A 17,708-nucleotide genomic window follows, 5' to 3' on the forward strand; every position below is an offset into this window, starting at 1 on the left:
TCCGCTGCCTGATCCGCCGCGCCTGGTCCCTCTACCGCTGGAACACCCGGCCTCGCACACCCCGCATCCGATGACCTACTGGCGGACGCCCTAAGCGCCTGTGTTTGGAGGCCGTTCTCCTTCCGAGAGTGCTGGGTGCGTTTTCGCTGACCAGGCATAGGGTCGACGCCTCGGCGGGCAGAGACGGGGTGTTGTGTCGTCTCTTCGGTGGAGGTGCTGGATGCCGTCGATGATGGGGTTGCCGGAGGAGCGCGAGCGTGTCGCTCGGCAGCGGGTGGAGACGTTGCAGGCCGAGCTGCGGGATGTGGAGGCCGCGTGGGAGCGGTTCGTGATCGCCCGGGAGACGTGGCCGAAGTCCTGGCAGGGCCCCGCGTAGGCGAGGAGAGGTCGTCGGCCGTGGTGACGGGTGAACGGCTGGCGCGCGTCACCGCAGCGGTGCCCGGATCGGTCGTGCCGGCGTGGAGGGAAGGTCTCGCTCTCGATTCGCTGCGCGGGCGATGTCGACCAGGCGTCCGGTTTAGCCGCCGTCGGCCCACACCAGCGTGATGCGCCAGTACCGTTCGCGCAGCCGTTCCAGCAGGTCGCGGCCGGCCTCGCGATCGGTGACGGATGCGGCGGTGACCATCACGATCAGCAGCAGCCCGAGGGTGTCCACGATGCATCGCTCATGTCGGAGGGGTACCTCGGACGCCTGTGCGGGCGGTCCCCGGCGTTCCCGAACCGATGAGTGAGGCATTCACACGACGGAGCAGAGGAGTTGGACGACAGCGAGGCGGACACGGAAGACTGCAGAAACCAGGGGCCTCCTGTTGCCCGGTTGGATTCGACACCCACGAGCTGTACGGGAGGCCCCACTTCCATGCCTGCCCCACCAGAAGATCACCCACCCGAGTCGACAGCCTCGAACTCACGCCCACCGAGATCGACAGAGCAACGGCCACTCAGCACAACTACCCGACGGTCGCTCCGCATTGAGCCGAGAGCCACTGCGCGGCCGTCTGCAGGGTGCGGTCCTGGTCGGTGCCATAGTCGGGCGGGGAGGTGGCAACCTCCTGGTCGGGGCGGATGGGTTGGTCGTAGCTCTCTCCGGTGCGGTCAGCGTCGCGGGCTCCGGTGAGGCCAAGGATCGCTCCGTCCGGGAGCGGGTAGGCCTCGTTCGCGGTGGGGACTCCTCTGGTGCTGGTGCCGAAGGTACGGGTGTCCGGTCGGCCCTTGAAGGCGACGAGGACGGCTTCGGCAGCGCTGGCGGTCCTGCCGTCGGTGAGTACGGCGACCGGTGGGGCGGCAGTGCGCAGGGAACTGCCCGGGCCCCAAGGGAACGGTTGGCCGCCAAGGCTGGGGGTCGCGTCGGTGATGGTCCAGGGGGTCTTCGTGCCGTCGGCGTCGATGAAGGAGCCGACTTCACCGTCCCCGAGGATGGGCGCGACAACCGTGAGCATGGGCCACATGTTGCCGCCGGTGTTGCGCCGCAGGTCGATGACCCAGCCACAGGCGCCCTTGCCCTGCTCAGTGTTGCGGACGGCTTCGCGGCCCTGGCGCACGTAGGCGGCCGCGCTCTGTTCCGACCCGGAGACGGGAGGCAGGGTCAGGTAACCGGCCCCGTTCGGGAGGCGGCGGCTGGTCAGCTCCGGGAACTGCTCGATGGTGGTCTCGGTGCCGGTCCTGGCCTGTTCCGGGGTCCAGAAGTAGCTGTGCAGGTCACCGAGAGCACGGACTGCGTCGGTGATGGCGGGATAGGTGTCGGCGGTGGTCATCGCACCGGAGGCCGCCTGGTGGGCGCTGGCACGCAGTTGCTTCCAGTCGGTCTGCTTGCGCAGGAGGGACTTGGTCTCCATGAGGTCCAGAGCCTGGTCCAGGTAGGTCTTCGCCCGGTCCGACATCTGGGGCTCCGATGCTCCGTCGTTCCGCGTGAGTGTGACCGTACAGACCAGGGCCAGGGCGAGCAGTGCGGCGAGGAGGGCCCAGCGGTACGGCGCGGTACGGAGGCGGGTTCGGCCGGTGGCGACTGACATGGCGTCGGCTCCGCTACGGGCCCGGATGGGGTGGGGCGGACAGCGGGTCCTTCGGAGGAAGGTATCCGGAGAGGGACTGGTACCGGACCTGCTCGCCGCCGACCGTGGTGGTCCGTTCGTGTTCCAGGAGGGCGCCTTCGGCGTGTGGGGACCGTGCCCGTTCCCGGCGCCACAGGACGCCTCCGCACAGGACACCCACAGCGATCAGGGCTCCCGGAAGGATCAGCAGGTAGGTCACGGCGGGCCTCCGTAGGCGCTCGGGCGGTTGTTCAGCGGCGGACGAGATGGGCCAGGTAGTGGAAATCCCCGGCGCGGATCTCCTCGACGCGCCAGGGCGTTCCCGTGGTGAGGCGTTCCAGGTCGCCGGGAGAGAGGAAGGCGTAGGTGAACCAGTCGGTCGCCAGGTCGTGGTGGCGGACCCGGATGCGCCACTGACCGGGAAGCCGGCCCTGCGCCGTGTTGTGCTCGCGGTACCGCACTTCGGCCGGGGCGGTCAGCCGGGCCGGGTCGAACGTCGTGCCCAGCAGGGACGCTCCGGGCCCGGTGACCCGGGCGAGTTCGGCGAGGACTCGGGGGGCCTGCTCCGAGCTCTCCAGAAAGCCGAGGCCGTTTCCGGTCATCACGACGGAGTCGAACAGGCCTGTCACCGGGGTGAGATCGGCAGCAGTGGCCTGGATCGCGGGCAGGCCACGTTCCAAGCACAGACTCACCGCGCCCGGGGACGGGTCGATGCCCAGGACCCGGTGGCCGTGCGCCTGGAGTTCGGCCAGAGTGCGTCCGGCTCCGCAACCGATGTCGAGGACCTTGCCGTGGACCCGGCGCAGGAGTTCCCGGTCGACGTCCGGCCATGCATCGGCGGCGGCGAAGTACTGGGCCGCCGCAGAGGTGTAGACCTGCCCGTCGTCGCGCTCCAGGGTCTCGCGGACGCCGCCGCTCTCCCAGCAGTCGCGGAGCATGGCGCCGAAGGCGTCACCCGGCTTCGGTGTTGTCGACAGGTCACTGGTCATGGTCCGGCTCCTCGGATGTGCCGTGAGCGAGTGCTTCGCTGATACCGATCTGCCAGTCCTTCGGCAGCCGCGCGCGATTCCAGTGGAAGACGATCAGGAACGCGGCAGCTTCCCGTGGTCCGACCTGTGCGCCCGGGACGGTGAAGTACGTGTCCCGCCAGCGGTCGCACGTGCGCTCGATGCTCTCCCGGTACTGGGCGAGCACCGGCTCGTGAGCCGGGCCGAGCACGGCACCGAGGTGCTGAGGCGAGTGCCAGATCCGGTTGAGTCTGGCCGAGGTGGCGGGCCAGTGCTCCGGAGGGGCTCCTTCGAATCTCCGGCCGACCTGCCTGCGCGTTCGGTCCCAGACGTCCCGGTCCTCGAAGTCGGCGATGCGCAGGCCAGTGAACAGAATCCGGATCATCGACATGGACAGGGCCCACGCCGGGGCAGTGGGTTTCTCGGACGACAGGTGGCTGAGCCAGGCCAAGGAGTCCGCGGTGAAGACGCGGTGCACACTGAGCATGGAGTCGGGGCCGCCGAACAGGTGCTGTTCCGGCTCGTAGACGGCATGGCCGATGCCGCTGATGAGCCCGTCCCGCTGCCAGTCGTTCCAGGTCCGGAGCAGGTGACTCTCGGCTGGTTCACGACGGGCGGTGGAGGTGTGGAAGCGCACGCGCAGGCCGGGGCTCTTGTGGACGAAGTAGAAGTCGTCAGCCTGGCCTTCGTCAAGCAGCTCGCACGCAGTCCGGCGGAGAGCTGAGTAGAGGGCGGGCTGCGTCCGGGAGTGTGGGGGTGTGAGGAGCCGGTACTCCAGCCAGGTGTGTGCGCCGGCGGTTCGCAGGGCGGTCAGACCGCCCCCCAGGAAGCGATCGGCTACCGGCGGGAGCCCGGTGTCCGGGGCCTTCCTGGTGCCTTCCAGGTGGTCGGCCACCTCACGCAGGAAGTCGGGAAGCCGCAGCTGGTGCCGGCCCACCGTCACGGTCTCGCCGGCCGACAGGTGTCTGCCGGACGGGCCGGAGAGCTGGGGCATTCACCTCACCACCAGGGCGATGTCCCACGGCAGTGTCCGTTCGGGTTCGGCGTAGGAGCGTAGTGCGAGGGCGAGACCGGCCGCGCCTTCGAGGAAGCCGGCCGGCTGGTGACCGGGACGCAGGCCGTCGTGGCCGATCTCCAAGGGTGGGATGCCGGTGGACTCGAACGTGTCGAGGAGTCGTCCGGCGATGGTGTCGACGAGCTCGCGGACTGGGTCGGTGGTGGGTGGCTCCGTGAAGTAGCGGAGCAGGTGCATGATGCCGGCCCAGCCGTGGCACAGGGACCAGTGGTCGGCGCCGAAGGCTTCCGCCGGGAGGCGGGTGATGGTGGCGACCGAGGTGTCGGCGGTGTCGAGCCAGCCCTGTTCGCCCAGGGCCTGTCCGGCGAGTTGCAGGGCCCGGGAGACGCCAGGGGCTCCGTAGCACCAGGAGACGCGGCCCCGGCTCCGGCCGGGCTCCGTAGCGGCGAAGGCCCCGAGCGAGACGGTCGGAGGCCAGTACGGGCCGTACTCGTCGCGTTCCTGGAAGCGTTCGAGCAGCGCGACGAGCCGCCGGATGGCTGACTCCTGGCCGTCCACTGCGACGTTCTGACGGTGGGCCAGGGAGAGCAGGGAGAGCGGTCCCGCGATGCCGTGGGCCAGCCCGAGGTTGAGGTGGCCGTACTCCTGCAGGGTGCTGTCTGCGTCCTGGCACCAGTTCGGCGGGGTGGTCGACCAGTAGCGCGGGACCCGTTGTCCGTGGTGATCGGCGGAGCCGGTCATCTCGGCCAGGGTGGTGAGGAGCAGTTCCATGGCCGTGCCCCCTCCGAGTCCGCGCAGCAGCAGGTAGCGGCCCAGGCCGGTGAGGCCGTCCAGGACGTCGAAGCGGGCCATCGGGCCGAGCCGGTCGGATGCCACCCGGTGGCACAACCCTCGGACGCCGTCGGTGACGCGCCTGTCGAGTCCGTCGAGGGCCTTGTCGTAGCCTCCACCGGCCTGCTGGGCCAGGTGGAGGGCGAACCCCAGCCCGGCAATCTCGTAGTGCAGCCCGTAGTGCGGCCGGGGCTGGCCCTTGAGGCCCATCGCGGCCAGTTCCAGATACCGGTGGGCGGTCAGCCGGTCGCCCGGGTGATCGCCGGACCTGTCGCTGAAGAGTACGGAGATCCCCGCGTACCCACTGGCCAGCGAAGTGGTCTTCCAGCGCTCGACGGTGTCCGTTCCGGTGTCGGCGTGCGGGAGCTGCGCGGGGTCCTGGAGCTGTTCGGCCAGGTGATCGGCCAGGGCCAGCGCGCGGTCCCGGAGCAAGGGAGGTGCCGCCATCGTGGTCATGTCCGCATTACCTCCCTGTCGGCCCGGGTCTGCTGCCCGAGGTGTGTCTGACCTGGCCCTGATGGGCGCGGACGGCGTGTGCCAGCAGGACCAGGCCGGCGGTCTCGCCGACCGGGTCGATGCCGTGCAGTCGGTTGTGGTGCATATGCAGGAGACTGGAGACCGCCGTGTCCTGCCAGCCACGTCCCTCCTCCCGGCCGATGCCGGGCAGCACGAGTTCTCCGAAACCGCCCGCCGTGACGGTGATCCGGTCGAGCCACGGCTGCGCGGGGGCGGCCAGCACCCCGGCCAGCAGCGCGGCGGCCTGCCCGGGGCGCAGCAGTCGGGCAGCGGAGCAGACCTCGTTCTGTGACAGCTCACGGCCCAGCCCTTTCGGTACCAGGCAGTCGATCCAGGTGTGCCAGTCCCAGCTGCCCAGGGAATCCAGCAGGTGGATGTAACCGGCCAGCAGCACCTCGGACTTGAGGGCGGTCGTGCCTCGCTTGCCGAGTGCGGTCAGCAGTTCGGTCGTCAGTCGGCTGTCCGCGTGGAACCAGTCCTCCGCGCGGCGTACTCCCTCGCGCCCGCCGTAGCGGGAGACCTCCGGTTCGTAAGAGGAGATCCTGACCTCCTGCAGCAGGCCGGACTCCTTCAAGGCGTCGCAGGTGCGGAGGATCTCCGGCCACACCGTGGTCATGGCCTCTTTGTGGGTGCCCTTCAATCGGAGCCGGACATGGTCCCCCGACTGCCGGTACCGCATGAAGAACCACCGGTCGACCAGGCCCGCGGTTCGGTCGAGCAGGGCCGGTACGTGGCTGGTGATCAGCTCTTCGTGGACTTCCGGTACGGCGTGGAGTTCGACGAAGGCCCAAGTGCTGCCGGGCCGGTGGGCCGTTCTCGCCGCCGTGTTGGCGACACGCTGCCGGTCCAGGCCGGGGGCGGCCTTCGGCGCACTGCGGAGCGGGACGACGATCTCGTTGCTGTGCCCGTCGAGCCATCCGTACGCCCCGGGCACGCGGCGGGGGCTCTCCGTGACGGCCACTCGGCCCTGGGCGACCTCGCGGCGGAGCATCTCGCGCTGGAGCGTCCCGGACAGGTCGATCTCGCAGATCTGGTCCCGGCGGCCGACGTTGACGCGGCTGTCGACCCGCAGGTCGTGGCGCCAGGTGTCCACGGCCTGCTGCCAGCCCTTGTTGCTTCGAGCCCGGGTGAGCATCTCCTCGCTCGGCCGCCAGGTCAGGGGGGAGATCACGACCCGGCCGAGCCTGACCCGGGGCAGCCAGGGCAGGTGCTCGAACGGCCCCCAGTTCCAGGGCTGCCAGGTCTTGTCCTCCCCGCAGTACGGCAGTTCGCCGAGGAACCGGGCGAGGTTGGGGGCAGCGGTACTGAGCGAGAGCACGTGCGGAACCACCGGGCGCACCTCCTGGTCGGTCTTCTCCCAGTACAGCCGTAGCCGGTCCCCGTCCGCCGCGACGATGAGGTCCCGCCAGTTGATCCGGCCTTCCCCGGACGGATCGCCGAAGGTGCCGATGGGGATGGAGTGCGGCAGGAGATCCGGTACCTGCATGACGTTCAGGGCCCGTGGCAGCACGGGAATGAAGGCCACCTGGGCGGCCAGGGCACCGTCCGCTTCGTCCAACAGCCTGCCGAGGCTCGCCGAAGTCCCGGTCAGCTCGGCGAATCGTCCGGCCATCGCCCCCGCCGTGAGGGTTCCCGCTGTGGGGGTGGACAGCAGCGTGAACTCCCCGGCCTCCAAAGCGTTCCGGCTCTTCGCGAGGAGCTGGAAACACACTTCCAGTGAGGACGGCGGCAGGCTCTGGGCGTCGGTGCTCAACCGGGCGATGTCCTCCTCGGTGAGGACGACCTCCCGCTGTCCGGAGACCAGACCTCGGTGCAGGACATCCGCCAAGGCCCGCTCTCGGGTATCCTCCGTGACCGGCACCCTCCTGCGCTTGCCGGAGGGGAAGTCGGTGCTGGTCCTCGGGTGAAGGTAGGTGGCGGGGTAGCCCAACCCGCGGTGCGGGTCGACGAGTTCCTCCAGCCGCACCGCTCCGTGCTGACCGTAGGTGTCCAGGAACGCACGACGGTAGCCGCGCATGTGGGAGAAGGCGTCGGTCCTGGCTGAGATCGACCACATCGCCGTCGCGTACCGCTCGGCCTCCCTACGAACGGACTCGGGCACCGAGGCGCCGAGGTCCATGCCCAGGTCCACCTGAGGACCGGTCGATCCGGCGGGATGCACCTCGGCCAGCGTTCCGGCCAACCGGTCCCACCGGTTGCGGCCTTCGCCCGGCGCTGTGCGGGTGTAGACGGCCAACGCCGAGCGCACCGATCCCAGTTGGGCGCGCTCCCGCGACCGCGCGGGCAGGGTTTGCTCCAACTCTTCCAAGCCGGCGCTGTCCAGAGAGGTCAAGGACAGCTGTGTGAGCAGCACCTCGTGAGCGATCAGGCTGCCGAGGAACGAGTCCAGGCGGCTCTCCGCGATGCCCGGGGACGCCTTCGTGGCGGCGGCGAGGAGATCGGTGTACAGCACGGGACGCATCGCTGCAGAGCGGACCCACTGCAGAAGCGCCGTGTACCGCATGGAGAGTTCCTGTGTCGCCTGCTGCGTGGTGATGTCCGGTGTGCTGTTGTCGCGCACCCGGACGTGCGGCAGTACAAGCCGGTCGCCGCGAACGAAGCAGAGGTTGTTCATCACGACATGCAGCGACCTGCGGAGACCGGGATTCCCGAGCCACTGCGCCACCAGGCCATCGAACCAGGCCGCGTCGGGTCGGACTGACTTGACCGGTGCGGCGGCCTGCGGGGCCAGTTCCCCGTTGCCGGGCTTCGCCACCGCGGACACGCCGGCGAGGAGGCCGAACGGGGTCGGCCTCCCAGTGATCCGTCGGGCGTAGCGGGTGACGGAGACCGCTGTCCGCAGCAACTTCTTACGGCTGGTCGATACCCCTGCCACGATCTTGTCCAACTCTGCGGACAGGGCCCCGCTGGAAACGGCGATAGCCTCGCGCAGCGTGGCATTGCTGGACAGCGCCGCGATGTAACTCGCCAGCACCTCGTCCGTCAGCTCTCCGTGCGGGCCGATGGAGTCGATCGACTGGTCGAACACGTCGTTCTGTAGTGCAGCAGTTCGCAAGAGTGTCGGCTCCGTCGCGACGAACAGCGGAGACATATCGAGACCCAGATCCCCTCAACAGAGCCGCCGTGCTGCCGTCCGAAGACCTCATCGGTGCAGCACGGCAGCTCGACGACAAATCCGTCACGCCCGGTACTCGACAACAGCTACACGCCGAAGCACAGTGACAGAGAGCAGCCGTGCGATTTTGGTCAGCAGCACATCGGGTTGCAGCCGTTCGTGAAGCCGCACGAAGTCCCGGTGCTTCCACCGGTGTCGCAAGTGATGAAGGTGAACATCTCGGGTCGCAGCGGGGCATCCACACCCCCGGTGATCGCGGTGTGGATGTCGAGGTCGAGGTCCACGAGGTCGAGGTCCAGCACCGACTCGTCGACGAGGAGAGCAGTAGACATGAGCCTTCGCTTCTGTGAGTCACCGGAATCGGGAGGCGGAAGACCGGGAAAGGCCATCAACCGGGACACCCTCAGGGCTGTCTCCGAAGCGGCGACGTGCAATTGGTTGGCCCGATCCTCCAATGGTCCGTGTACGTTCCACAGGGCCTAAAGTCCCACCTGCTTCGGTGACGGCGTGTCGGCGACCGCGGGAGCGCAATATTCAGGGCCCTCAGTCTGAACACGCCCGGAACCCGCACCGGCACCTGAGCTGCGGCCGGCCCGGGATCACGCCCGCGGCCGCCGAGGGCGCGGTCGGCTGACCCCCCTGCTGATCGGCGGGCACGGCGGCGGAGTACGGTCTCGGGTCATCGCACCGACGGATCGAAGGAAACCCATGCGCCGCGCCGCCGCAACCTGCCTGCTCGTGACCGCCGCCGCCCTGGCGGGCTGCGCAAGCAGCACCCCCGCAGGCAGCAAGGCGGTGGCCACCCCAGCCACCGCCTCCACCACCGCTTCCGCTTCCGCTTCCGCTGCTTCGACCACGGCGAGCCCCGTCGCGAGCCCCAGCGCCAGTGACAACCCCACGCGGGCCTGGGCACTGAACTCCCCGCAGTACAGCGCCGTGACCAGCGCCTTCATCCCCATGGCCGCGACCATCATGAGCGCCCACGAGGACACCGCGAAGGTGGGCAAGGCCTGCACGGAAATGGCCAAGACGGTCAACGGCCAGCAACCGGAAGCCGGCTCACCCGCGGAGTGGAGTCAGGCCCTCGGCGACCTGCAGAAAGCCGCCAAGCTCTGCGACGCGGTGACCGCCGGTGACGCCGACGCCTACGACCAGCTGCAGGACGACTTCTCCAGCGCCGTGAACCACCTCAAGCCGCTGACCGAACAGATCTGACAGCCGACGGTCGTCGACACACCGAGCCCCGAGGCCTGCCACACTCCGTCCAGGCGCACCCTACGTCTGCCGCCCGGCAGCAGGAGCTCGGTCTCCGTCACCAGGAACACACCGCGCCCACCCCGCCCACGGCCCCGGGCGCGGTACCGCCGAGAACGAAGGCGAGCACGGTCTCGTTGACGTCCATCACGTGCTGGGCACCGGAACGGCCGGCGCCCCGGGCGGTTGAGTCCATCTCCGAACGGGCCACCCCGAGCACCACGGCGGCAGAGCGAACTCCTTCCCCATCGAAGCCGTCGTCGACGCCTTCGTCCTGGCCGCCACCACCGAGGCCGCTCTCAAGCAGGTCTGCCCCCAGCACACGGCATGCCGAAGGGCGCCGCCCCCAAGGTGGGTCGGCGCCCTTCGGCGTCCGGCTGTCAGCGGCACAGCTGTTGGACGGCGCTGCGGTCGAGTCGGCGGTGAGCTGGAGCTGGGGGCCGGCTCTAGCGGGGCGTCGAAGCTCCAGTCTCGATTGAGGCCTGTAGTGAGGACTTACGCGGCGACGGCCAGGTCCGGCAGGCGGCTCGGGAGCCATCCCCGCAGGCGCAGCCGCGGGGCGCGGCGGCCGTACGAGTTGGTGCAGAGGTAGAGACCGACGGTGTCGATGCGGTGGTGGTCGGGGGTGTCGAGGAAGAGGTAGCCGAGGGGCAACATCACCTTGTGGCCCGGAGAGGCCGTATTGCCGGCTTTTGGCAGCGTGTCGGTTCTTGACGTCAGACGGGCCAGGTTCCGAGGGCGAGGGCGAGCTGTTCGGCCTGCTGCCAGGTGATGCCCTGGGCGAGCTGTATGCCGAAACGAGGGCTGTAGGGGCCGTCACACCGGAGGATGCCGCCGAAGGGCTGCTGCTCGCCACCGCTGAGCGGCGACTCCCCCGGCCGTGACCAATGAGCGGCCTCCCACAGAGAGTTGTCCAGGAACAGCGCCGCCACACGCGGGGCCTCGTCGGCCGGAGCACCGACCTGCACCAGCGCCTCGGCGATCACACCCGCAGCCTCTGCCGGAGCATCCCCGTCGCCGAGGGCCGGCAACAGAAGCAGCAGCCGGGCGTGGCGATCATGGACGCCCGGGGCCGTGCGGTCCGCCGTATCGGCGATGTGGATCAGTTCCGGCCAGGAGAGGCCAGGGCCCGCCTGGTGGCCGTCGACGGTGGCAAGGTGACCGTGCCGTCCGGGCTGCCAGTCAGGGTGGGTGACGAAGTACTCCGTCCCGCTGTCGTCCGGGAGGTTGCGGCTCATCACGACGGCGGTGTGTCCGCCGCCGAAGGGAATGCGGAACACGGGCCAGTTCCCGTCGGCCGTCAGTGCCTCGTAGGCGGCGTCGGCGTCGGCCTCGTCCGCCCCGAACCACTCGGCGCTCGGCTCGTCCTCCTCCGTCTCGCACATCCACATCAGGTAGGTGGCCCAGAACCCGGGGTGGGAGAGGAGTTCCTCACCGGCTACCAGCGGGTCACCGTCATATCCGTCGATCAGCACGGAGGCAAGCCTGCCACCATCCACCGACACCCCGAACTCCGGGATGCGATGCCCACCGGACTGCTGTTGATTCCCGCCGACACTTCGCGAGCGGGAGATCAGTGGGTGGTCCCGAAACCCGGCGACAAGTGATGCCAGCCGTGACCTACGCAGCCAACCGGACGGCGGGGAAGGCACTGGAGCAGCTCCAGCGCGTCCGGGGCCTGGCGCTGGAGGACCCGATTGTCGACCGGTCGGTGCTCACCTGCGAGGCGGACGACCGGGAGTGGCTGCGGATCGCCGGGCGGGTGCGGGCGGCCGGGCTCGCCGGCTACGACCCGCGGGCCGACCCGGACGCCGTGGAGCACCCGCCGCTGGTCCGGTTCCGGAAGTCCTGACGAAGGCTGGCTGCCGGTGTCCTTCGACAGGCGACCTTGACCGATTGCCAGGTGACCTCGACCGATCGCTAACCTGTGCGCGTGACGTACACCGATGATCGACAGTTCCCTCCGGCACTCGCCTCTGCGATGGCGGCTCCGTTCGACTACGACGGCGGTGACGGTGCCGACTTCGAGCCCTTCCCCGCTTTCCTGCCCGCCGAGGAGACCACCGGCTGGTTCCGGGCCTGGACCGGCAACAAGGACCTGGACGGCGACGGGTTCCGCATCTTCGGCCAGGACGGAACCGGCGGTTACGCGGCGCTCTGGCTGACCCGCCCCGCACTGGCACTCACCGAGCAGCCGGTCGTCTTCCTCGGATCCGAGGGGGAGACCGCAGTCATCGCGCGCGATCTGGGCGACTTCCTGTGGCTGCTGGCCGACGGCCTCGGACCTTGCGAAGCAGCCGACCTGCACGAGCGCCAGCGCGCAACGCGCCCCAACCCGGAGCTGAGGTCCGTCGCAGAAAGGTTCGCACCAGGGCGAAACCGATCGGCTGCCACAGTGATCGAGTTGGCCACTCAGGAGTTCCCCGACTTCGACGACACCATCGCGGAACTCTGCGGCTGACCGGACTTCGGCTGTCCAGTCGGCAGTCAGACTCACCTGGCAATCGGTCATGATCGCCTGTCAGAGGACACCGGCGGCCGGTTGCGGTCGACTGTCCCAGCCTTGTCCCAGGTCCGGACGCAGAGCGTCGCGACCTGGGGTTTCAGGGTGGGACCGTCCTGGTGAATCGGGCGTACCGGTCGTGCTGGGACGGTGCTGGGACATGGGTGACTCAGCTTTGTCCCAGGCCGACAGCGGCGCGGTGCCCGCCGGTGACGGCCCGGATCGTGCGTCTCGGGTCCGGCGGGCACCGGCAGCAGCGCAGCAGGCGCGGCCCGCAGGCCCCTTGTCCTATGGCGCGGGGTGCGGTGGGTCTTCGGGGACGACGGCGGCGATCCGTACAGTCGGCGGCCCGGGCGGGGCGGGGGCGTGGGAGTGCACGCCGTCGAACGCGGGCCGGCCTCGGCCCGGTCGCCCCCGATCCGGGCGGAGTACAACTCGACCCGCCGGCCGCCCTCGGTGACGGTGCGGATCGGACGGCCGAACCGCGGCCGGTGTCCGAGCTCGGCGCGCAGCGCTTCCAGGGCCTCGACGGCGCCGAGCTCCTCGGCGCGCCGGGCGGCGCGGTCGGTGACCACGGCGACCGCCGGGTGGTCCGGCTGCTGGTGCCGGTCGGTCACTCGGCGTTTCCCTCCCAGGCGCGGGGGGAGGGAAACGCCGGCGCGCTCGTCCTCGACGCCCGGTCTATGACCCGGCCTGATGCAGACCCCGCAGTGACGTCGAGGCCAAACCGGTGGCTCCGGCCACGCAGCCGAGGACAGCACACAGCACGATCGCACTCCTGGCACCGGCCGCGTTCGCGAGCCAGCCCAGCACGTTGTTCGCCACCACCAGCGCCAAGCTCTGCACGAGCGTCAGCAGCGACTGGACCCGCGACAGGTGCGTGTCCGGGGCGCCGGCCAGGACCAGCGGGCCTATGTGGCACGCGAACATGCCCGACCCCGCGCCGACGACCCCTGCCGCGGCGATGGCCGCGGCAGGGGCCGGAGCCGCCGCGAGTCCGGCGAGTCCCACCGCGGCGAGGGCCAGGCCCAGGCTCGTGCCCATACCGATCCGGCGCATAGGACCCAGGCGGGCAGCCAGCAGCGCGGCCAGGAGTATTCCGGCACCCTGCCCTGCGGCGACCAAACCCGCCGATCCCGGGCCCCAGCCGCCGGAACGGGCCAGCAACGGGCTGAGCAGGGCAACCGCCGGCAGCAGCCCCGCCGCAGCCGCTGCCGTCAGCAGCAGTGCGGGGCGAAGGACAGGATCCGTCGCCGCGAGCCTCACCCCGTCGGCGATCCCCGCGAACAGGCTCTCAGCGCGAGGGGACCGCTCCGCCTCGGCCGCCGGGCGCACCCACACCATGACGGCCAGGACGGCGGCGAAGCTGCCCGCGTCGACCAGGGCCGTCCCGCTCAGGCCTGCCATCGCCACCAGCGCCGCCCCCAGCGGGGCCCCGAGCAGGGAGGCCACCTGGCCGCCGGCCTGCCGCAGGGCCATCGCCCGGGGCAGTTGTTCCTTGCTCACCAGACGGCGCGGCATGGATCCCGTCGCCGGGAGATAGAACGCATCGACGGTCCCGACCACAGCGGCGAACCCCAGCAGCATCCACGGCGGCGTCCCCCAGGCCCGGGCCGCCACGACCAGGGCGAGTACAGCCGCGAGCATCACCACATCACCGGCGATCATCACGCGCCGGGCGCCGAAGCGGTCACCTACCGCCCCGCCCAGCAACAGGAGCACGGTCCGCGGCAGCGTGATCGCGGTCAGCACCAGCGCGGCCATCTGACCGCCGTGGGCACTGGCCGCCCAGCCGAGAGCGAAGTAGAGGGCCGCGTCACCGACCAGAGAGGCTCGGGTCCCCGCGAGCCAGAACAGATACGACCGGGGAAGAACTGTTCGCGAGGGAAGGGAGACAACGGGTTCCGTGGTGCCAAGTGATGCCATGGCCGCTGACCATAGGACCCTCAAGTTGGTCGAGGGCAAGACGCCCGGTCGGTGTGATCATCGATTCGGCCCATTCCCCGAGGGCGCCGACATCAGCCCATCCACCCCCGGGGGCGTAGAGACACGGCAGCCGTTCGACGACTGCACGGGTAGCCATCACGATGCCCGCGTGGTGGGGGCCAGCAGCCACACCGTGCGGGCGCCGTTCTCCAGGGCCCCGCGCAGGAGTGTGAAGGAGCCGTAGGAGTGCAGGAGCAGGGTCGGCCGCTCGGGGTTCTCGTACTGGCTGAGCGAGGAGCGCAGGCGGTGCAGGTGGTCGACTGCGGCCTGGATGGCGTGCTGGGCACTGTGGGAGACCTGGTAGGGGTCGGTCTTGGCGTCGTCGCCGGCGAGCGGGCTGCCCGGGGGCAACGTCCAGGGGCGCTCCCGCAGCGGTTCGTACTGGGCCAGGAAGCAGTCGAGGATCTGCGCGGTGGTGCGCAGGGTTTCGGTGACGTCGTCCTTCATGCCAAGACTCTACGGACGCGGACCCGTCGGGCCGAGGAGTCCTCCCACGGGCCGAGGCCGCGGGGCCGTTGCAGCAAACGCGCGGTCAGGCCGTTTCGCTCGTGGCCAGGACCCGGTCGAGGTACTCCTCGCGGGCCGTCTTCTCCAGCTTGCCGTCCAGGCTCACCCTGGGCGACCGGCCGGGACTGGCCGTTCACCTGGTGCCGGTTACGGCGTATCTCGCGACTGATCATCGCATCCCCTGAGCTGGGGTGTTGCAACGACCACTGGAACCCAAGCCTCGGCCGGCGGGGCGGTTCCGTCGTTCTCCCGTCGTTCTCCCGTCGCCGGTCAGTAATCCGGGGTCTGGCCCCAGACGTTCACACCGCGGTCGTCGATCATGGCGTGCGCGGTGAACCCGGCATCGTTGATCATCCCGGTCCACGCGTGCGAGCCGTCGGTGTAGTCCTGGCTGTACATCGAGGAGTCGCCCGCGCGCTGGACCCTGATCGTGTCGCCTGCCGGCGCCCAGGACTCGGCCCACACCGCCCGGCAGGACGGGCTGTAGTAGAGGTGGACGACGTCTCCCAGCTCGTTGTGCGCGCTGTAGACCGCGCGTCCGTCGGAGGAGCAGTAGGTCTTGTACGGGTTCAGGTGGTTGCAGCTAGCGGCGTGGCAGGAGGTCCTGGCCGGCTGCGCCGAGGCGCTGCCCGTGCCGGCGACCGTTCCGCCCAGGGCCACCGCGAGCGACCCGATCGAGACGACGACGCGCTTCCACATGTCGATTTCTCCCCCTTCAAGTCCGTTGGTGTGCAAGCAAGTTTAGGCGCGGGGCGGTCCGCTGCCCATCCCCCCGAGGGAGGCGTGCGGCGGGTGGGGAGAACCGGGTGTCGGCGTGGCGATGAGTTTTCCGGGTGCCGCCGGTCTACATCTCGACGGGGACGACCAACTCACCGGTCGTGCACGACATGGGCCTCATCCGCATCGAACTGTTCGCGACCCTCGACCTGGTCGGGCAGGCGGCCGGCGGGCCCGACGAGGACCCGGAGGGGTTCCCGTTCGGCGGCTCGCAGGCGCCGCTGCTGAACGAGACCACCGGGGCGCAGATCCTCGCCGCGTACGAGGGCACGGGCGCCCTGCTGCTCGGGCGGCGCACCTATGACCTCTTCGCCTCGTACTGGCCGCACCAGAAGGGGGGAGATCGCCGAGCTGTTCAACCGTGTGCCGAAGTACGTGGCCTCCCGCGGCACGCCCGCGCTGCCGTGGGCCGGGTCCACCCTGCTGGGGCCGGCCACCGGCGGCTCCAGCAACGCGCTGCCCGGCGCGGCGGTCGGCGAGGTCGCCCGGGCGATGCTCGCCCTCGGGTAGCCCGCGCTCCGGCTGGGGGCCGTTTTTTCGCCGATGCTTTTCGCCGGTGCGCGGGCCTTGACCCCAGGTGAGTTAAGGAACTTTACTTTCCCAGCCGGTCGACCTCTTCTTCCCCCCGGAGGTGCCCAGTTGGCTGCCACCGCCCCCTCCCCCGAACTGTCCAGACGGGTGGGCCTGTTCCAGGCCACCGCCATCAACATGAGCCAGATGTGCGGCATCGGGCCGTTCGTCACCATCCCCCTCATGGTCGCCGCCTTCGGCGGGCCGCAGGCCGTCATCGGCTGGGTCGCCGGGGCCGTCCTCGCGCTCGCGGACGGGCTCGTGTGGGCCGAGCTCGGGGCCTCGCTGCCGGGCTCGGGCGGCACGTACGTGTACCTGCGGGAGGCGTTCCAGTACCGGACCGGGCGGCTGATGCCGTTCCTGTTCGTGTGGACGGCGATGCTGTTCATCCCGTTGATCATGTCGACCGGCGTCCAGGGGCTGGTCCAGTACCTCGGCTACCTGTGGCCCGGGATCACGGCCGGGCAGGGCGACCTGGTCGGGGTCGCGGTCGTCGCGCTCGTGGTGCTGCTGCTGTGGCGGCGGGTGGAGAACGTCGGCCGGGTCACGGTCGTCATGTGGGCGGTGATGATCCTCGCCGTCACGGCCGTCATCCTCGCCGCCTTCACCCACTTCCACCCCTCGCTGGCGTTCACCTGGCCCGCGCACGCCGTCGACCTCACCGGCGGCGGCTTCTGGCTCGGCTTCGCCTCCGGGCTGACCATCGGGATCTACGACTACCTCGGGTACAACACCGCGGCCTACATGGGGGCGGAGATCAGGGAACCGGGCCGGGTGATGCCGCGGGCGATCATCTACTCCGTCGTGGCCATCATGGGGATCTACCTGCTCCTGCAGATCGGCGTCCTCGGCGTCGTGCCGTGGCGGGAGATGCTCGACCAGGGCAACACGGCCTCCCAGTCGGTGGCCTCGGCCGTCATGGAGCGCACCCTCGGCAAGGACGCGGCGGACGTGGTCACCGTCCTCATCCTCGTCACCGCCTTCGCCTCCGTCTTCACCGGCCTGCTCGGCGGCTCCCGCGTCCCCTACGACGCCGCCCGCGACGGCCTGTTCTTCCGCTCGTTCGCGCGCCTCCACCCCCGGCACCGCTTCCCGGTGGCCGGCCTGCTCGCGATGGGCGTCATCACGGCCGCGGCCTTCCTCGCCGCGCGCCACCTCGGCAACTCCGCGAAGCACCCGCCGCTGACCGTGCTGATCACCCTGCTCACCACCGTCATGGTGATCATCCAGGCGCTCGCCCAGATCGCCGCCGTCACCGTGCTGCGCAGACGCCAGCCCGGCCTCGCCCGGCCCTACCGGATGCTGCTCTACCCGGTGCCCAGCGTGGTGGCCGCCGTCGGCTGGCTCGTCATCTACGGCTACGCGGACCGGGCCAACCCGGGCCTGCACCCGATCGAGTGGTCCGTCGGCTGGGTCCTCCTCGGCCTGGTCGCCTACCTCGTCTGGTCGCGCGTGGAGGGGGCCTGGCCGTTCGGGCCCAAGGAAATCGAGGAGCGCTACCTGGACGGCCGGCGGGCCGGGACCGGTGCGGCGTAGCACGGCACCCGGCCCGGCCGCAACGGCGGCTCCCACGCCCGGGGAGCCGGCGGACCGGCAC

The 17,708-nt window shown here is 70.3% G+C and carries 19 protein-coding genes; 6 read left to right on the plus strand and 13 right to left on the minus strand.

The window, feature by feature from the left end; all coding sequences use genetic code 11:
* Positions 1-220 precede the first annotated feature (220 nt).
* On the plus strand, positions 221-376 hold the full coding sequence (locus ABTZ03_RS40970; protein WP_350518335.1) for a hypothetical protein: 156 nt from the start codon (positions 221-223) through the stop codon (positions 374-376).
* 141 nt (positions 377-517) lie between these two features.
* Here the strand turns inward: ABTZ03_RS40970 and ABTZ03_RS40975 are convergent, their stop codons facing one another.
* From ABTZ03_RS40975 to ABTZ03_RS41005, 7 genes are all read right to left on the minus strand, one after another.
* The gene (locus ABTZ03_RS40975; protein ID WP_502894754.1) at positions 518-655 is read right to left on the minus strand and encodes a transposase; all 138 of its coding nucleotides are present in this window, start codon (positions 653-655) and stop codon (positions 518-520) included.
* A gap of 295 nt (positions 656-950) precedes the next feature.
* Positions 951-2,012 carry a S41 family peptidase gene (locus ABTZ03_RS40980; protein WP_350518336.1) on the minus strand — a complete coding sequence of 354 codons (1,062 nt, stop codon included), beginning with the start codon at positions 2,010-2,012 and terminating at the stop codon, positions 951-953.
* A gap of 269 nt (positions 2,013-2,281) precedes the next feature.
* Entirely contained in the window at positions 2,282-3,019 is a 738-nt protein-coding gene (locus ABTZ03_RS40985; protein ID WP_350518337.1) for a class I SAM-dependent methyltransferase, read from the minus strand.
* Positions 3,009-4,031 carry a thiopeptide-type bacteriocin biosynthesis protein gene (locus ABTZ03_RS40990; protein WP_350518338.1) on the minus strand — a complete coding sequence of 341 codons (1,023 nt, stop codon included), beginning with the start codon at positions 4,029-4,031 and terminating at the stop codon, positions 3,009-3,011. The genes ABTZ03_RS40985 and ABTZ03_RS40990 overlap by 11 nt, the downstream gene beginning before the upstream one ends.
* The gene (locus ABTZ03_RS40995; protein ID WP_350518339.1) at positions 4,032-5,339 is read right to left on the minus strand and encodes a lanthionine synthetase C family protein; all 1,308 of its coding nucleotides are present in this window, start codon (positions 5,337-5,339) and stop codon (positions 4,032-4,034) included. It abuts the gene before it with no gap.
* Between the two features lie 7 nt (positions 5,340-5,346).
* Positions 5,347-8,454, minus strand: coding sequence for a lantibiotic dehydratase (locus ABTZ03_RS41000; protein WP_350518340.1), 3,108 nt, complete (start codon positions 8,452-8,454; stop codon positions 5,347-5,349).
* 191 nt (positions 8,455-8,645) lie between these two features.
* On the minus strand, positions 8,646-8,846 hold the full coding sequence (locus ABTZ03_RS41005) for a hypothetical protein (protein WP_350518341.1): 201 nt from the start codon (positions 8,844-8,846) through the stop codon (positions 8,646-8,648).
* 376 nt (positions 8,847-9,222) lie between these two features.
* Between ABTZ03_RS41005 and ABTZ03_RS41010 the strand changes: the two genes are divergently transcribed.
* Complete coding sequence (locus ABTZ03_RS41010) at positions 9,223-9,729, plus strand: hypothetical protein (RefSeq protein ID WP_350518342.1); 507 nt, start codon at positions 9,223-9,225, stop codon at positions 9,727-9,729.
* 97 nt (positions 9,730-9,826) lie between these two features.
* On the opposite strand, the gene ABTZ03_RS41015 is transcribed toward ABTZ03_RS41010, so the two are convergent.
* The 3 genes from ABTZ03_RS41015 to ABTZ03_RS41025 all read right to left on the minus strand — a co-directional run bounded on the left by ABTZ03_RS41015 (position 9,827) and on the right by ABTZ03_RS41025 (position 11,243).
* Complete coding sequence (locus ABTZ03_RS41015) at positions 9,827-9,964, minus strand: hypothetical protein (protein WP_350518343.1); 138 nt, start codon at positions 9,962-9,964, stop codon at positions 9,827-9,829.
* 299 nt (positions 9,965-10,263) lie between these two features.
* Positions 10,264-10,425: a hypothetical protein gene (locus tag ABTZ03_RS41020; RefSeq protein WP_350518344.1), complete on the minus strand. Its 162-nt coding sequence runs from the start codon at positions 10,423-10,425 to the stop codon at positions 10,264-10,266.
* A 59-nt stretch (positions 10,426-10,484) separates the two neighbouring features.
* Positions 10,485-11,243 (minus strand): hypothetical protein, encoded by a 759-nt coding sequence (locus ABTZ03_RS41025; RefSeq protein ID WP_350518345.1) that lies wholly within the window; start codon positions 11,241-11,243, stop codon positions 10,485-10,487.
* Positions 11,244-11,383: 140 nt separating this feature from the next.
* Here ABTZ03_RS41025 and ABTZ03_RS41030 point away from each other — a divergent pair, with 140 nt between their 5' ends.
* Positions 11,384-11,620 carry a hypothetical protein gene (locus tag ABTZ03_RS41030; protein WP_350518346.1) on the plus strand — a complete coding sequence of 79 codons (237 nt, stop codon included), beginning with the start codon at positions 11,384-11,386 and terminating at the stop codon, positions 11,618-11,620.
* 129 nt (positions 11,621-11,749) lie between these two features.
* Positions 11,750-12,229 carry an SMI1/KNR4 family protein gene (locus ABTZ03_RS41035; protein ID WP_502894757.1) on the plus strand — a complete coding sequence of 160 codons (480 nt, stop codon included), beginning with the start codon at positions 11,750-11,752 and terminating at the stop codon, positions 12,227-12,229.
* Positions 12,230-12,952: 723 nt separating this feature from the next.
* On the opposite strand, the gene ABTZ03_RS41040 is transcribed toward ABTZ03_RS41035, so the two are convergent.
* The 3 genes from ABTZ03_RS41040 to ABTZ03_RS41050 all read right to left on the minus strand — a co-directional run bounded on the left by ABTZ03_RS41040 (position 12,953) and on the right by ABTZ03_RS41050 (position 15,463).
* Entirely contained in the window at positions 12,953-14,197 is a 1,245-nt protein-coding gene (locus tag ABTZ03_RS41040; protein ID WP_350518348.1) for an MFS transporter, read from the minus strand.
* 156 nt (positions 14,198-14,353) lie between these two features.
* On the minus strand, positions 14,354-14,704 hold the full coding sequence (locus ABTZ03_RS41045) for a hypothetical protein (protein ID WP_350518349.1): 351 nt from the start codon (positions 14,702-14,704) through the stop codon (positions 14,354-14,356).
* Positions 14,705-15,034: 330 nt separating this feature from the next.
* Positions 15,035-15,463 carry a DUF2690 domain-containing protein gene (locus tag ABTZ03_RS41050; protein ID WP_350518350.1) on the minus strand — a complete coding sequence of 143 codons (429 nt, stop codon included), beginning with the start codon at positions 15,461-15,463 and terminating at the stop codon, positions 15,035-15,037.
* Positions 15,464-15,904: 441 nt separating this feature from the next.
* Between ABTZ03_RS41050 and ABTZ03_RS41055 the strand changes: the two genes are divergently transcribed.
* The gene (locus ABTZ03_RS41055) at positions 15,905-16,051 is read left to right on the plus strand and encodes a hypothetical protein (protein ID WP_350518351.1); all 147 of its coding nucleotides are present in this window, start codon (positions 15,905-15,907) and stop codon (positions 16,049-16,051) included.
* Positions 16,052-16,084: 33 nt separating this feature from the next.
* Positions 16,085-17,647, plus strand: a complete 1,563-nt coding sequence (locus ABTZ03_RS41060; RefSeq protein ID WP_502894755.1) for an APC family permease — start codon at positions 16,085-16,087, stop codon at positions 17,645-17,647.
* Positions 17,648-17,708 lie beyond the last annotated feature (61 nt).

It is taken from the genome of Kitasatospora sp. NPDC096077 (assembly GCF_040303245.1).
Classification (GTDB): Bacteria; Actinomycetota; Actinomycetes; order Streptomycetales; family Streptomycetaceae; genus Kitasatospora.